The organism is Actinomadura sp. BRA 177 (assembly GCF_013372625.1).
In the GTDB taxonomy this organism is placed as follows: Bacteria; Actinomycetota; Actinomycetes; order Streptosporangiales; family Streptosporangiaceae; genus Spirillospora.
This window is the reverse complement of the sequence record NZ_JABXFD010000157.1, coordinates 1-14950: the sequence shown is the minus strand read 5'-3', so window position 1 is coordinate 14950 and position 14950 is coordinate 1. Positions and strand designations below refer to the sequence as shown.

At 72.8% G+C, this 14950-nt stretch carries 13 protein-coding genes and 2 pseudogenes; 12 read left to right on the top strand and 3 right to left on the bottom strand.

The features are described 5' to 3' along the window. The first annotated feature begins 101 nt into the window (after window positions 1-101). The 7 genes and pseudogenes from HUX53_RS04900 to HUX53_RS04880 all read left to right on the top strand — a co-directional run bounded on the left by HUX53_RS04900 (window position 102) and on the right by HUX53_RS04880 (window position 6061). On the top strand, window positions 102-1229 hold the full coding sequence (locus HUX53_RS04900; RefSeq protein ID WP_309237054.1) for a lipid II flippase MurJ: 1128 nt from the start codon (window positions 102-104) through the stop codon (window positions 1227-1229). Then, window positions 1201-1881 (top strand): polysaccharide deacetylase family protein, encoded by a 681-nt coding sequence (locus tag HUX53_RS04895; RefSeq protein ID WP_176401974.1) that lies wholly within the window; start codon window positions 1201-1203, stop codon window positions 1879-1881. Before HUX53_RS04900 ends, HUX53_RS04895 begins: the two co-directional genes overlap by 29 nt. Further along, window positions 1878-2702 (top strand): annotated as a pseudogene (locus HUX53_RS40715) (glycosyltransferase); the annotation flags it as partial. The gene HUX53_RS04895 and the pseudogene HUX53_RS40715, both read left to right, overlap by 4 nt. Before the next feature lie 145 nt (window positions 2703-2847). After that, entirely contained in the window at window positions 2848-3006 is a 159-nt protein-coding gene (locus HUX53_RS40710) for a hypothetical protein (RefSeq protein WP_255204934.1), read from the top strand. Continuing rightward, window positions 2993-3688: a Wzz/FepE/Etk N-terminal domain-containing protein gene (locus tag HUX53_RS40705; RefSeq protein ID WP_255204933.1), complete on the top strand. Its 696-nt coding sequence runs from the start codon at window positions 2993-2995 to the stop codon at window positions 3686-3688. Before HUX53_RS40710 ends, HUX53_RS40705 begins: the two co-directional genes overlap by 14 nt. Further along, window positions 3685-4803 carry a GNAT family N-acetyltransferase gene (locus HUX53_RS04885; RefSeq protein WP_176401972.1) on the top strand — a complete coding sequence of 373 codons (1119 nt, stop codon included), beginning with the start codon at window positions 3685-3687 and terminating at the stop codon, window positions 4801-4803. The genes HUX53_RS40705 and HUX53_RS04885 overlap by 4 nt, the downstream gene beginning before the upstream one ends. Next, entirely contained in the window at window positions 4796-6061 is a 1266-nt protein-coding gene (locus tag HUX53_RS04880) for a glycosyltransferase family 4 protein (protein WP_176401971.1), read from the top strand. Before HUX53_RS04885 ends, HUX53_RS04880 begins: the two co-directional genes overlap by 8 nt. 254 nt (window positions 6062-6315) lie before the next feature. Here the strand turns inward: HUX53_RS04880 and HUX53_RS40700 are convergent. Beyond that, window positions 6316-6525, bottom strand: a pseudogene (locus tag HUX53_RS40700) (glycosyl hydrolase); the annotation flags it as partial. A 659-nt stretch (window positions 6526-7184) separates the two neighbouring features. On the opposite strand from HUX53_RS40700, the gene HUX53_RS04875 reads away from it, so the two are divergent. Both HUX53_RS04875 and HUX53_RS04870 read left to right on the top strand, forming a co-directional pair. Next, the gene (locus HUX53_RS04875; protein WP_176401970.1) at window positions 7185-8432 is read left to right on the top strand and encodes an ATP-grasp domain-containing protein; all 1248 of its coding nucleotides are present in this window, start codon (window positions 7185-7187) and stop codon (window positions 8430-8432) included. A 27-nt stretch (window positions 8433-8459) separates the two neighbouring features. Continuing rightward, window positions 8460-9719, top strand: coding sequence for an FAD-dependent oxidoreductase (locus HUX53_RS04870; RefSeq protein WP_176401969.1), 1260 nt, complete (start codon window positions 8460-8462; stop codon window positions 9717-9719). A 589-nt stretch (window positions 9720-10308) separates the two neighbouring features. Here the strand turns inward: HUX53_RS04870 and HUX53_RS04865 are convergent. Continuing rightward, entirely contained in the window at window positions 10309-10557 is a 249-nt protein-coding gene (locus HUX53_RS04865) for a hypothetical protein (RefSeq protein WP_176401968.1), read from the bottom strand. A 343-nt stretch (window positions 10558-10900) separates the two neighbouring features. Here HUX53_RS04865 and HUX53_RS04860 point away from each other — a divergent pair, with 343 nt between their 5' ends. The 3 genes from HUX53_RS04860 to HUX53_RS04850 all read left to right on the top strand — a co-directional run bounded on the left by HUX53_RS04860 (window position 10901) and on the right by HUX53_RS04850 (window position 13579). Beyond that, window positions 10901-11635: a hypothetical protein gene (locus HUX53_RS04860; protein ID WP_176401967.1), complete on the top strand. Its 735-nt coding sequence runs from the start codon at window positions 10901-10903 to the stop codon at window positions 11633-11635. A gap of 146 nt (window positions 11636-11781) precedes the next feature. Next, entirely contained in the window at window positions 11782-12930 is a 1149-nt protein-coding gene (locus HUX53_RS04855; RefSeq protein ID WP_176401966.1) for a chaplin, read from the top strand. Between the two features lie 112 nt (window positions 12931-13042). Beyond that, window positions 13043-13579, top strand: a complete 537-nt coding sequence (locus HUX53_RS04850; RefSeq protein WP_176401965.1) for a class E sortase — start codon at window positions 13043-13045, stop codon at window positions 13577-13579. A gap of 42 nt (window positions 13580-13621) precedes the next feature. Here the strand turns inward: HUX53_RS04850 and HUX53_RS04845 are convergent, their stop codons facing one another. Next, window positions 13622-14614 (bottom strand): matrixin family metalloprotease, encoded by a 993-nt coding sequence (locus tag HUX53_RS04845; RefSeq protein WP_176401964.1) that lies wholly within the window; start codon window positions 14612-14614, stop codon window positions 13622-13624. Window positions 14615-14950 lie beyond the last annotated feature (336 nt).

The window sequence follows — 14950 nt, the reverse complement described above, 5'->3', positions numbered from 1 at the left end:
CGGGGAGCTTCGGATGTGTGTAAGAGCCAGCGCCCCAACTCGCCACCCCCCCGGCTAACACAGCCCCGCCAGTTGACGCGGTCCTGCGTGGTGATGCGGTCGTGCGTGGTGGTGGTGGCTTGCGTGGGGACGCGCCTGCGCGTGGTGGCGGGTTGAGGGATGGTGCTGCCGCGCTTGGTCGGGTCGTTCGGCGTGAGGCGGGGGAGAGCGGGGTTGAGTGGCGGATTGGGGTTGCGGCTGTTGCGCCGGTTGTTGTTTATACCGTTACGCGGCAGTCGCAGGTGTTTGTGGAGCGGTTTATTGGGTCGGAGCTGGCGGCCGGGTCTATTTCGCATTTGAATTATGCGCAGAAGGTTGCGCAGGTGCCGATGGTTTTGTCGTTGCTGATCGTCACCGTGACGTTCCCGAGGCTTGCGCGGGCGTCGGCGGATGGGGATACCTGGCAGGTTGCGCGGCGTATTCGGCAGGACCTTGTTATCGCTAGCACGATGGTGTTGGGTGCCGCTGCGTTTCTTGTTGCGTTCGCGCCGGTCATCATCAAGGTGCTGTTCGAGCATGGCGAGTTCACGGCTGACGACACTGCTAGTACCGCGAGCATTATGCGCGTCTACGCGCTTGGGTTGTGGGGGCAGTCGGCCGTTGGGCTTGCCGCGCGTGCGTTTTTTGCGCAGCGGCGGCCTACGTGGCGTCCCGCCCGGGTGCTTGCGCTGGGGCTGGTGGTCACGGCGGTGATCGGGGGCGTGTTCGCCGCGTCCGCCGGGACGCTCGCGCTCGCCGCCGCCAACGCCATCGGGATCACGCTCGCCGCCGTCCTGCTGCTGGCCGGGCTGCGGCGCGGCATCGCGCCGGTCTCGCCGCGCCGGATCGCCGCCGACGTGTCGCGGCTGATGCTCGCCGCCGGCGGCGCGTGCGCGGCGGGGATGCTCACCGCGCACGCCGTCGCCGGGACGCCGGTGCTCGTCCAGCTCGCCGTGGGCGGGCTCGTGACCACCGGCGCGTTCGCGGTCCTGACCGTCCTGGCGGGACCCGACCTCATAGCTCCATGGATCGCTTTGCGGTCGCGCCGCAGCGTGCGCGGCCGGACCGAATCGGGGGAGACCAGTGAGCCAGCCGACCGAGCCGGCCGAAACGACGCAACCGGCAAGAGCGACCGAACCGAACCGGCCGGCGGAGGAGATCCGGCCGGTTCCGCTGGTGCTGATGTACCACTCGGTCGACCACTTCGATGAGGACCCGCACCTGGTGACGGTGTCGCCGGCGCGGTTCGAGCGGCAGCTCGCCTGGCTGCGGGCGCGCGGGCTGCGCGGTGTCGCCATGGGCGAGCTGCTGGACGCGCACGCCGCCGGACGGGCGCGCGGCCTCGTCGGGCTGACGTTCGACGACGGCTACGCCGACTTCGCGACCCGGGCCGTCCCCGCGCTGCTGCGGTACGGGTTCGGCGCGACCGTGTACGTGGTGTCCGGACGGATCGGCACCTACAACGCGTGGGACGACGACTGCCCCCGCAAGCCGCTCATGACGGCCGAGCAGATCCGGACGGTGGCGGGCGCCGGTATGGAGGTCGCTTCGCACGGCCGCCACCACGTCTCGCTTCCCGGGACGGACGACACCGAGCTGCGTGAGGAGCTGGAGGAGAGCCGGGCCGCCCTGGAGGACATCGTCCAGGCGCCGGTGGCCGGTTTCGCCTACCCCTACGGGCACGCCACCGAACGCGAGGTCGAGGCGGTGCGCGCCGCCGGATATGACCACGCGTGCGACATCCGTCCCGAGGAGCCGTCCCGGCACGCGCTGCCACGCACCTACGTCGGCGACCGGGACGGGCCGCTGCGGCTGCGGGTCAAGCTCGTCCGGCACGAACTGCGCCGCCGGAGCCACGTGTGACCCGCGTCCTGCACGTCATCACCGGGCTGGAGCACGGCGGCGCCGAACGCCAGCTCGCGCTGCTGCTGCGCCACCTGCCGGTCGCCTCCGAGGTCGTGACGCTCACCCGGACCGGGACGCTCGGCGCCGAGATCCGCCGCACCGGCGTGCCCGTCCACGAGATCGGGATGCGCGGCAACCGCGACCTCGCGGCGCTGCCCCGGCTCGCGCGGCTGATCCGGCGCGGGCGGTACGACGTCGTCCATACGCATCTGTACCGGGCGTGCGTCTACGGCCGTATCGCGGCGCGGCTCGCCGGGACGACGCGGGTCATCGCGACCGAGCACTCGCTCGGCGACGGGCACATCGAGGGACGGGCGACGACGCGCGGCGTCCGGGCGCTGTACCGGGCGACGGAGCGGCTCGGGTCCGCGACCAGCGCGGTGTCGCCGACCGTCGCCGCCCGGCTGCGCGGCTGGGGCGTGAAACCCGGCCGGATCATCGTGATCCCGAACGGCATCGACGCCGCCGCGTTCGCGTTCGACGCCGCCCGCCGCGCCGCGACGCGTCGACGCCTCGGCATCGGCCCGGACGAACCGGTCGTCGGCGCGGTCGGGCGGCTCGTCCCGACCAAGCGGTTCGACCTGCTGATCGAGGCGGCCGCGCGGCTGGACGGCGTCCGGCTGCTGCTCGTCGGCGCCGGGCCGATGCGGGACGCGCTGGCCCGGCTGGCGCACGACCGCGGCGTCCGGGTCGTCTTCACCGGCGGGACGTCGGACGTCGCGGGCGCGCTCGCCGCGATGGACGTGCTCGCCGCGCCGTCCGTCCAGGAGACGTTCGGGCTCGGCGTCCTGGAGGCCCTCGCCGCCGGGCTGCCCGTCCGCTACACCGCATGCCCCGCCCTCGACGACCGCCCCCCCCGCGGGCCCGCGCCCAGCCCGCCGCCTCCCCACCGACGCCACGGTCTGGAGCGCGGAACTCGCGGACGTGCTGCGCGCGCCCCGCGACCGGACGCGCGTGCCGCCCGTCGTCGCCCGCTACGCCATCGCCGAGCAGGCCGCCGAGCTCGCCCGGCTCTACCTGCCCGAACCGTCCGACCGCGGGATCGCTCCGATACGAGAAAGGGCTCAAGATGCCGCAACGTGAAGCCAGGACGAGGCCCGGCCGGCGTCGCGTCCTCGATACCGCCGTCCGGCGGGCGCGCGGGCCGGCCACCGCGCTCCTGCGGCGGTTCGGCCTGGCCATCGCCTTCGTGCTCGCCGGCCTCCTCGGCGGGCTCGGCTACGGCCTGTTCGCGCCCACCACCTACACGGCGACCGCGTTCGTCCTCGTCGTGGACGACGGCGGCGACTCCGGCCCGGCGGCGGTCAGCTTCGCGCAGGCGTTCGGGCGGCTCGCGCCGCTGCCGGAGACGCTCGAACACTCCTCGATCCCGCTGCCGAGGCACGCGGCCGGCGACACCCGCGAGCACATCCAGGCGTCCACGTCGCCGGACACGCCGCTGATCCGGCTGGCCGGCAGCGCCCGGACCGCCCGCGACGCCGCCGCGTTCGCCAACGCCGCCGCCGACGCGCTCGTCAAGTACGGGACGCAGCACCGCGCCGACACCGGCGTCCGTGTCGCGCTGATGACGCTCGCCGAGCCGCCGGCCGCCCCGTCCTCGCCGAACCTGGTGCTGGACGTCGCCGCCGGGACCGCGTCCGGCGTGCTGCTCGCCGGGCTCAGCGCCGCGATCATGAGCGGGCGGCGTGGTGCCCGGCGCGAATGGGCGCGGCACGCCGCGATCCCCGCCCCGGCCACCGCCGACCGGATCGAGGTGCGGTCATGACGGCGGTCGCGCCCGTCCGGCTCGCGACCCCGGCCGTCGAGTGGTCGGTCGAGGTGCACCGGGACGAGCAGGCGCTCGTCGCCCTCGCGGACGAGCTGCGCGACCTGTACGACCGCAGCCCGACGGCGACGCCGTTCCAGACTTACGAGTGGATCAAGTCGTGGTGGGGCTGGTACGGGCCGCGCGGGCGGCTGCGGCTCGCGCTCGTCCGGTGCCGGGGCCGGCTCGTCGCGGCGGCGCCGCTGATGGCGGGCGTCCGGTACGGGTTCCCGGTGCTGGTGCCGCTGGCGGGGGAGCAGAGCGACTTCACCGACTTCCTCCTCGACCCCGTGTACGCGGACGGCGCCGTCCGGCACCTCACCCGGGCGCTGCTGGACGAGCGCGGCTGGTGCGCGCTCGACCTGCGCGAGGTGCGTCCCGGGTCGGTGGCGCACCTGGTCGCCGAGCAGTGGCCGCGCCGGACGTGGCGGACGCCGTCGTCGGTGTGCCTGGAACTCCCGGCCGGCGACATCGACGACGTCCTCGGCCGGCTGCCGGGCCGCACCGCCGGGAAGATGCGGGCGAAACTCCGCAAGATCGATGTTCGCGGCATCACGGTGCGGAGCGTCCGGGCGGAGCAGGCGGCGGAGGCCGTCCACGCGCTGCTGGACCTGCACGCCCTCCAGTGGCGGGGCCGCCCGATCAACCCCGAGCACACGCGCGAGCGGTTCCGGCGGCACCTGGCCGAGGCCGCGAGCGGGATGGTGCGGGACGGGCGCGCCGCCGTCCTGCAGTACACGTGGGACGACCGGCTCGTCGCCGGCGACCTCGTCCTCATCGGCCACCGGTACGTCGGCGCCTACCTGTACGGGGCGATCCCGGACCTGCGCGACGCCGTGGACGTCTCGCTGATGATGCTGCGCCAGGACCTCGCCATCGCGCGGGACCGGCACCGGCAGGGCGTCAGCCTGCTGCGCGGCGACGAGCCGTACAAGCTGAAGTGGCGGCCGACGCCCGTCCGGAACGAGCGGATCATCCTCGGACGGTCCGCCTCGGCCGCCGCGTTCGCCGCCGTCGCCCGCACTCGCGGGCGGCTGTCGGCCCGGCGGCACCGCGGGCAGGAAGGCCATGACTGAGCCGCTGCGGGTGCTGCACGTCAGCCAGCCGAACGGCGGCGGCGTCGCCGTCTACGTCGGGCAGGCGGCCATGGACCAGCGTCGGCGCGGCTGGGACGTGGCGGTGGCGTGCCCGCCCGGTGGCGATCTGCCCGAACGGTGCATGGCCGCCGGCGTGCCGTGGCTGAACTGGGACGCTGCCCGCACTCCTGGGGTGCGGACGCTGCCGGAGTCGCTCCGGCTTCGGCGGCTGGTCAGGAGCTTTGCGCCTGATGTCGTCCACCTGCACTCGTCGAAGGCGGGTTTGGCGGGACGGTTGCTGCGGCGTTTGCGTGGGACGCCCACGATGTTCCAGCCGCACGGCTGGTCGTGGCTCGCCGCCACCGGGAGCCAGGCCGCCTTCAGCCGCTGCTGGGAGCGGCTGGCCGCGCACTGGAGCGACGCGGTGATCTGCGTCGGCGCCGGCGAGCAGAGCCAGGGCGTGGACGCGGGGGTGCGCGGCGCCTACCGGCTCGTCCGCAACGGGGTCGACCTGCGCCGGTTCCCGCCGGCCGACGGCGCGGACCGGCTCGTCGCGCGCACCCGGCTCGGGCTGGCCGCCTCGGTGCCGCTGGCCGTGTGCGTCGGCCGGGTGACCAGGCAGAAGGCGCAGGACGTCCTGGTCTCGGCCTGGCCGGAGGTCATCGAGCGATGCCCGGCGGCGGTGCTCGCGATCATCGGGGACGGCGACGAGCTGGAGTCCCTGCGGCGCGAACGGGTGGCCGGTGTCCGGTTCGTCCCGGCGGTGGAGAGTCCGCGCGACTGGCTCACGGCGTCCAATCTCGTCGTCCTGCCGTCCCGGTGGGAGGGGCTGCCGCTGACCGCGCTGGAGGCCCTCGCCATCGGACGCCCCATCGTCGGGACGGACATTCCCGGCATCGCGGAGATCGTCCGGCCGGGGCTCGGCGCGCTGGTGCCCGCCGAGGATCCCGGCGCGCTCGCCGCGGAGATCGCCGAGCGCCTGCGCTGCCCCGGAATCGCCGAGGAGGAGGGACGCGCGGGGGCCGCCGCCTCCGCCGCCTACGACCTGTCCGGGACGCTGGAACTGCTCGCCGCCGTGACCCGCGACGTGGCCGGACGCGGCAGCGCCCCCGAATCCCTGGACAATTCGCGGGCCGTGGCGGGCGGGCTCGTCCACGCGGGCCTCGCCGGGGCCGGGGACGGCGCCGGTGTGGTCGGCTTGTACGGCGCGTTCGGCGACGGCGGCGGGGCCGTCACGCCCCCGAACAGCTCCCGGTAGGCGGCGGACGACCGCGGGTTCGCGCCGCACGACCAGACGCCGTGCGGGCAGTAGTCCGTGATCGACTGGTACACGACATCGTGCGACATGATCCAGTCGTGCATTCCCCGAATAAAATCGGGGTTGTCGGAATTGCGGAACAGGCCCCATTCCGGGAACGAGATCGGCTTACCGTGTGCGGCGGCGAATTCGGCCTGCGCGCGCAGCCCGTACGGCTCGTCCACGTAATCCTCGAACGTCTTGCCGGCGGGCTGGTCATAGGTGTCGGACCCGATGATGTCGACGACGTCGTCCCCCGGATAGCACTCCGTCCACGGGACCGCGTCCCGGCCACGCGTCGGCGCGAAATCGAAACGGAAACGCGCGCCCGGCACCGACCGCATGGTCGCGACGATACGCCGCCAGTACGCCTTCCACGCGCCCGGATTCGGTGCGCACCGGCCGCTGTAGGTGTCCCCGTTCATCTCCCAGCCGAGGACGATGACGGCGTCGCCGACCCCCAGCGAGACCAGGCGCCGGGACAGGATCCGGTAGTGGTCGTCGAACGCGCCCGACGCGCCGCCGCGCAGCACCGAGCCGAGCACCGGCCGCGGAACCCACGTCTCGTTGGGTGCCATCATCGGCACATTTATCACCAGCAACCGCCGCGGATCGGCGGCCTTCCAGCGGGCCCACGGCACGAGCAGCCCGCGCGGCCCCTCGATCTCGCGCCAGTCGTCGCCCGGCAGGTAGGTGCGCCCGACCGCCACCGTCGAGCCGAGCCAGCGCTGGAACCGGCCGACCCGCGCCACGCCTTCGGCGCCCGAACCCAGAAATGCCCCCAAGGGCACATATGACGGTGATCTCTGAATGGCCTGCGGCTGCAGCCAGGTCACCATCGTGGACGCCGTGAGCATCGCCACCAGCCCGAATGCGGCCAGAAGCGGCGGGAGCGGACAGAACGGAAGTGGCCTTTCCCGCCGCCGCCCGAATGGCCGCCCGGCTGAATGGATATCGGCAGCTCGCATGCGTATCGTATGCCCTGGGACGTCCACCATGAAAAAGCCGTCCGGACGGAACAGGCCCAGAATTTACGTTAGGAAGGTTGTCGTGCGCCACAATCCTTGGGAATACGCCTGAACACATGTTCTTCGACACCCGCACCCCGCCGCGGACGCGCCTCGACCCCGGCCTTCCCGTCCTGCTGCTGCGCACCGACCGCAACTTCTTCCACCACGGGACGCTCGCCGCGATCCGCAGCCTCGGCCGCGCCGGCGTGCCCGTCCACGCCATCATGGAGGGCCGCGCGAACCCCGCGTCCCGCTCCCGCTACCTGTACCGCGGGCACCCCTGGGCGCCGCCCACCGTGTACCCGGCCGAACTGCTGAGCCACCTGCGCGCGATCGGCGAGCGCATCGGCCGCGAGACGCTGCTCGTCCCGATGGACGACGCCGGCGCGATCTTCGTCGCCGAGCACGCGGACGCGCTGCGGCCCCGCTTCGCCTTCCCGCACCAGGACCCGGACGTCCCCCGCAGCGTCGCCGACAAGGCCCGGCTGCGGGACGCGTGCGCGAAGCACGGCATCACCTGCCCGCCCAGCCGGACCCCCGCGTCCGCCGCCGACGTCGACGAGGCCGCCGCCGAACTCGGCCTGCCGATGATCGCCAAATGGGCGCGGCCCTGGCGGCTCGGCACCGGCATGCGCAGCACCACGGTCGTCCGCACGCGCGGCGAACTGCACCGGCTGTTCGCCGCCACCCGACACCGCGACCCGGACGGCGACGCCGGCCCGCTCATCCTGCAGCGCCGCATCCCGCGCGGCGGCGGCGACTGGTTCTTCCAGGGCTACTTCGACGCGAACCTCGACTGCCGGTTCGGCGGGACGGGCCGCAAGCACCTCGCGCACCCGCCGCAGGCCGGGCACACGGTCGCCGGGGAGTGGGTCGGCAACGCCGAACTGCACCGGATCGCCGTCCGGATCGTCCGGCTGCTCGGCGTCCGCGGCCTCGTCGACCTCGACTTCCGGCTCGACGCGGACGGCGGCTACCACCTGCTCGACTTCAACCCGCGGATCGGCGCGCAGTTCCGCCTGTTCACCGACCGGAACGGGCTCGACCTCGCCCGCGTCCTGCACCTGCACCAGTCCGGCCGCCGCGTCCCGGACGCGAGCCCGGCGCCCGGCCGCAGCCTGCTGGTGGAGAACCACTACCTCCAGCAGGCCGCCGGGCGGCCGCTGCTGCGCGCGGGCACCCTCCACCCGCTGCGCGAGACCCTCCGGCCGCTCCGCGAGGCCGACGAGTTCGCCTGGTACGCCGGGGACGACCTGCCGCCCTTCCTCGCGATGGGCCGGCGGAGCGTGCTCCGCGCCGTCGAGCGGCTCCGCACCAGGTAACACCACAAACACACGGGGGAATGAGACATGAGCGACTCGGCCAGCGACGTCGTGATCGCCGGCGCCGGGCCCTACGGCCTGTCGACCGCCGCGCACCTGCAGAACCTCGGGCTGGACGTCCGGACCATCGGCGAGCCGATGCGGTTCTGGGAGGCGAACATGCCCGAGGGCATGTTCCTGAAATCCGAGCCGTTCGCGTCCAACCTGGGGTCGCCGCAGCCGGGGATGCGGTTCACCGACCTGCATCCCGGCTGGCGGATCGGGCAGCCTATCCCGCTGGAGACGTTCGTCGAGTACGGCCGCTGGTTCGCCGCCGAGGCCGTCCCGCAGCGCCCCGGCGACCGGGACGCGCAGGTCGTCAACGTCGAACGCGCCCGCCCGGGCGGCTACGCCGTCACGCTCTCCACCGGCGAGACGATCGCGGCACGCGCCGTGGTGGTCGCGGTCGGCGTCGGCCCGTTCGCCCACATCCCGGACGAGCTGGCGGGCATGCCGTCCTGGCTCGTCTCGCACAGCAGCGCCCACCGCGACCTCACCCTTTTCGCGGGCAAGGACGTCGCCGTGATCGGCGCCGGCCAGTCCGCGCTGGAGACGGCGGTGCTGCTGGCGGACGCGGGCGCGCACCCGCACGTCATCGCGCGGCGGCCGGAGCTCGACTGGAACACCGTCCCGCAGGAGCGCCGCCCCCTGCGCGACCAGCTGCTCGGCGGGCCCCGCTCCGGCCTCGGCACCGGCTACCGCACCTGGCTGTGGGCGGAGCGCCCCGGCCTCGTCCGGTACCTGCCGGAGGCGACCCGCCGCCGGATCGTCCGCGAGACGCTCCCGCCCGCCGGCTCCTGGTGGCTGCGCGACCGCCTCGACGAGCGCGTCCGCGTCTCGACCGGCCGCCGCGTGGCGAAGGCCGTCGAGCAGGAGGACGGCCTCGCGCTCACCACCGTCGACCGCGCCGGCCGCCGCCTCGTCACCGGGTTCGAGCACGTCCTCACCGCCACCGGCTACGTCCCGGACGTCGCCCGCCTCGGCCTCCTCGCCCCGGACCTCCGCGGCCGCATCGCCACCCGCCTGGGCGCCCCGGTCCTCAGCCGAGACTTCGAGGCCTCCACACCGGGCCTCTACTTCGCCGGCCTCGCCGCGGCCTCAACCTTCGGCCCCGTCATGCGCTTCGTCCACGGCGCCGACTTCGCCGCAACCCGCATAGCCCACCACATCATCCGCCGAACCCCACGCCAGCAACCCCCCAGGGCCCGCCTGGCAGACGTCCTGGAACCAGACACAACCCGCCAGTAACCCCAACACCACTCGCCTCCGGAACCACCTGGTCCCGGAGGCGAGCGCTTCCCACCCCACCACCACCCAACGGCCCGCACGGGACGGCAAGAAGCACTGGCGGGCCGGTGCTGACCGTCAGGAGCACGGCGTAGTGGCCGATTGGCCACATGAGGCGAGCGCTTCTGAGTGCTCAAGTTTCGCCCGTCACCGAGCCGGTGTTCACACAGCGCTGCCGGTCGTTGTCGCGCTTTCCGGCTTGGGGGATGTCACCACGACGGGGGCCGTTCCGGTGTGGCGTGCGGGATTTGTGTGTCCGCGCTGTGAGCCCGCGCATCCGCGAACTTGCCGTTGGCTGGTGGCGTATGTCTGTGATGTGGTGCGGCGTGTGGCTTGACGGGCGCTCTTGTACCCGCCGCCAGGGTGAGAGCGGCCTGGTAGGAATTCTGCGGGTGCGGGCTGGCCAGTGACGATTAGTGCCGTGTGCGCTATTCCCGGGTTTTGTGACGTTGGTGTTCGTGGTGTTGTCGGGCTGCCACGACGTCGCGGGCGGTGGGTTGAGGATTTTCCTCCGGGAGTGGTGGGGAGTTGTGCCGTTTCCCGGGGTGGGTCAGTACTTCGGCGGGGGACGGTGCGGGCGGGGTGCTCTGGTGGTGGTGAGGGTCCAGTGGCAGCGCCAGTACAGGGTCCAGGCGGAGGAGCTGGCTCGGCGGGTTTGGGGGGTTTGAGCTGGTGGGACGTTGGAGAGCGCGATGCGGGTCAGGTCGGCGCGGGTGAGGAAGCGGTGGGGCTCGCGGCGGGGGGCGCGGTGTCTGCGGAGTGGCTGGAGGCGCGCGATCGCGGACGAGGGGTTAAGCATGGGAGCTCCTCGATGGGCGATCCGGTGACCGCCCGCTCACCGACTGTAGCGTACTTGATACCGGGCGCCATACTTCTCCCAGACTCCGGCGAAAAGGGTCGAGTACGGCAAAGCGGACGTCAGTGGGGCGGAAAGCCGGGCGCGGTAAAAGGCGAATTCATGGTGCGGTAAATGATCCGGGGACACGCCGCCGAAGAATCGATGGGTGCTTGAGTCGGCCTCTTCGGGTGTTACGTTCGTCCGGTCCTCGATTCGGCGGCAAGGAGAACCGGCAGTGCATTCCGTACCGATCCAGCGCGGGGCCATTCGCCCGCAGGGTCGGCCGCGGTATGCCCTCGTTTCCGTGCTCCTGCGTCTCGCCGCCATCGCGGGCTTCGCGTTCGCCGGGTGGATCGCGCTCTCCGCGCTGAACGACTCCGCCTACGCGGCCGAGCGGCCGCCGCAGCATGCGGCGCAGGCCGGCGATCAGGGTTCGGCCACGCTCCGGCACTTCACGGGCTGGCGCACGATGAGTGACGACGTGCGCGAGATCGGCGACCACCCGATGCGGTACGTCCGGTCGCGGCAGCACGACCTGTTCGAGGACAAGGACCGGGCCGTCCGCCATGTGCGGGGGCTCGCCGACGCGGCGGGAGTTCCGCGCGTCCGGGTTCCGGACGTCCGGTCGGAGCGGCCCGTCCTGGGCGGTCTTGTGCAGCGGGTGACGGAGGTGCGTTCCGCTCAGCAGCCGGCCGCGGTCGAGCGGTCGGAGAAGCAGGACGAGCAGGTCCGTCAGCAGGTTGCCAAGGAACCGGTCTCTGCGGTTTCGCACGTGGCCGCTGTTTCCACGGCGGTCAAGGACCTGCCGGCGGATGACTGCTCGGGGTGCCACCGTGCGCCCGGGCACTCTCCCGTGCTGCCGCCCGTCCAGGACGGGCCGCAGGGCGGCTCGACGGGCGGGCATCTGTTCCCGCCGGTCGCCGACCTGGCGAGCCGCCGGTCTCCGGCGGCGCCGGCCGTCGTTGACGCGGGCACCTTTCGGCGCACCGCGTTGACCGACGTGGCCGCGCCCGGCGGTCCGTCCGTCGTTCCGGACTAGGCGCTTCGCCTTCCGCGCGGCCTCGTGCCGCCCTTTCACCGAACTTTCCTCAGCGAGCAACGGCCGCGCATGGCCGCTGCCGTGCTGCGCCCACCCCGACGGTGCCGCGCAGCGTTCACCACCGATGCAACAGAAGGAGCAACACCATGCGCATGTGGGCAAGGAACACCAGCCGCGCCGCCCTGGTGGCCGCCGGCGCCGTCGCGGTCGGGGCCGCCTTCGGCTCCGGGGCCGCGATCGCCGACACCACAACGTCCGGCAACTTCAGCGTCCTCGGCGGCAACCAGGTCGTCGCGCCGATCTCCGTCCCGCTCGAGGTCAGCGGCAACTCCGTCGCGGCGCTCGGCGCGTCGCAGGCCCAGTCGGAGGGCGGCGCGCACGTCAGCGGCGCCCGGCACGGCGGGGGCGGCGACATGCAGACGTCCGGCAACTTCTCGATCGGCGGCGGCAACCAGGTCGTGGCGCCGATCAGCCTGCCGATCGACGTCTGCGGCAACTCCGTCGCGATCCTCGGGCTGAGCCGGGCGCAGTGCAAGGGCGGCGCCAGCGTCACGTCCGGGAAGTCGCACGGCGGCTACGCCGCGGACCCCGGCTACCGGACGTCCAGCACCGGCTGGGGCGGCGACGGCGGCTGGGACGGCGGCGACGGCGGCTGGAACCACGGGGGCATGACGACCTCCGGAAACTTCAGCGTCCTCGGCGGCAACCAGGTCTACGCGCCGATCAGCGTGCCGGTGAACGTGTGCGGAAACTCCGTCGCGGTGCTCGGCGCGTCGCAGGCGCAGTGCAAGGGCGGTGCGTCGGTCAAGCGGACCGCCGGCCACGACCCGAAGATGAAGACCTCCGGCAACTTCAGCGTCCTCGGCGGCAACCAGGTCTACGCGCCGATCAGCATCCCCGTGAACGTCTGCGGAAACTCCGTGGCGGTGCTCGGCCTCTCGCAGGCGCAGTGCAAGGGCGGCGCCACCGTCGGCGGCGGGGACGAGGAGCTGCCGCCCACGCTGCGGACGCCGCCGGTGAAGAAGCACAAGAAGCCGTACAAGCCGTCCAAGCACCGTCCGGCCGCCAAGCACAAGAAGCTGCCCTCGACCCTGCGCGGGAGCAACTCCCGGATGGCGACCCCGGTCCCCGGCTCGGAGGGCGGGGACGCGCTGTCGCCGGTGAAGAAGCTGCTCAACACGGTCAAGGGGCTCGTGAAGCTGCCGGGGACGGACGTCCAGCCCGGTCAGCTCGGCCCGCAGCTGCCGTCCCAGGACGGGGCTCCGGTCCGGCTCGGCACGCCGGTCCTGCACTGAACATGATCCGGCGCGGGTGACGACCCGCGGCCGGTGAACTCCAGGAGAGGGGGCGGTAGACGTGCCGCCCCTTCCCCGTGTCAGCGGCACTCCAGTTCGATGGGGGCGAACCATGCTCAACCGAAAATCCCTCGGTGCGGCGGCCGTCGCGGCGGTCTGCTGCGCGCCCGTCCTGAGCGTTCCGCAGGCGCAGGCCGCGCCCGCGGTGGTCAGCGCGCGGCCGAAGACGGGCGCGCGGATCGGGCAGATCCGGATCAAGCGGATGCATCTGAAGGCGGACGTCCGGCAGGGCGTCGGCCAGGCGGTCCTGCGGCGGGCCGTCGGCCACTACCTGGGAACGGGCCTGCCCGGACGGGACGGCAACACGGTGCTCCTCGGCCACCGGACGACCTGGCTACACCCGTTCAACAAGCTCGACCGGATGCGCCGCGGTGACCGGATCGTCCTGCGCGTCGGCCGGAAGACCTACGTGTACCGGGTGAGCGTCAAGCGCGTCATCAAGCCGCGTGACCGGCGGGCCCTGGAGCCGGTGCCGTTCAAGCGGCGAAGCGCACCGAACGGCCAGTACGTCACGCTCATCACCTGCACCCCGAAGGGCTCGGACCGGCGCCGCCTCGTCGTCGTCGGCAAACTCCAGCCGAAACGCTGACCCAGGCCGGACGGTGAACGGCGCGGAGCGGCTCCGCGCCGTTCACCGTCCGCCGTAGAGGGCGATCAGGCCGTCGTAGTCGCCCTTGCCGAGCGTGGTGGGGCCGTTGTCGCAGGACGCGATGGACGGCGCCATCGTCAGATTCTCGTGTTCGATGCCCTCGACGTGGGCGAGGCCGAGGACATGGCCCGCTTCGTGCGTTGCGACGGCTTCGGCGGAATAGCTTCCGGCGGGGCACGAACCGCTCGTCCACCACTTCTTGTCTTGTGTTTGTAGCGCCATGTCGGTTTCGACCGTCGTTGGGCCGTTGAACCAGGTGCAGGTGGCCGCGAGGACGTCCTTGTCCGCGTCCGGCATGGCGTGCCAGCCGAAGGTGTTGACCTGGTCGCGGTTTCCGCAGGCGGCGGCGTTCGTCACGTTCGGGGCGCGGTTCGCCTGGCCGGCGTAGTGCTCGTTCACGTCCGGCGGCGGGGTGAAGCGGCCCTCGTCGTCGCAGTCCGTGCGGGCGTTGACCATGTTGGCGATGCCCGCGGCGACGGGGTCCCTCGGCAGCCCGGCCGTCCCCGCGTAGTAGTGCCACTGGACGGTGGTGCCCTTCGGCCACTTGCTCGGCTCGGCGCGGTGGGTGCCGTCCGCGCAGGCGGCGGCCGGTGCCCGGAAGCCGCGCGGACGGCCCTGCGGCACCCGTCCGCCGCGCGTGCCGATGATGATCTCGCCGCGCCGCTCGTCCACCTGGACGCGCAGCTCGGCGGCGCCGTCGGTGCGCAGTTCGTGCGCGACCAGCGAGGTCCCGTCGGACGGGACGATCGCGGACAGCCCGTTCGCGCCGCGCACCGTCCGGCCGCGCAGGTCGCAGTCGGCGATCTTCACCCGCTGCGGCATCGCGCGGGCGGACAGCGTCCCGCCGGGCTTGCACCACGCCGGTGCGGTGCCGGCCGCCGCCGTGCCGGTGAACGCGGTGAGCGCGGTGGCCGCGAACGCCGCGGCGGCCGCCGCGGCCCCTGCTCGCCGGACCGCCCGTGGAAAGTCGTGCATAACAGTTTCTCCGATGTGCGGGAACGTCCCTCTGGCAGTCTTTCGTGGGGGCGGGAAAAGGAAACCGGCACTTGCTAAAATGATCACCATTTTGGCGGGGCGCGGAATTGCCGGATGGACGCCCTGGTGGGTGTTTTTCGGGAAATGGCTGACGCGGACGGTGGAGCGGCGTGTAAGAAAGAGGTAAATCATCGTCCATAATCGTGCAAACGCGTTTATTGTGCCCCGATACGGAAAAACAGCGGGTAATCCGGCAACTCGGGATCAAACAGAACACCGTTGCCGAGCGGCGGGTGCGCGACCCACCTCCCCCGGCCCTGTCCCCTATACCCATCT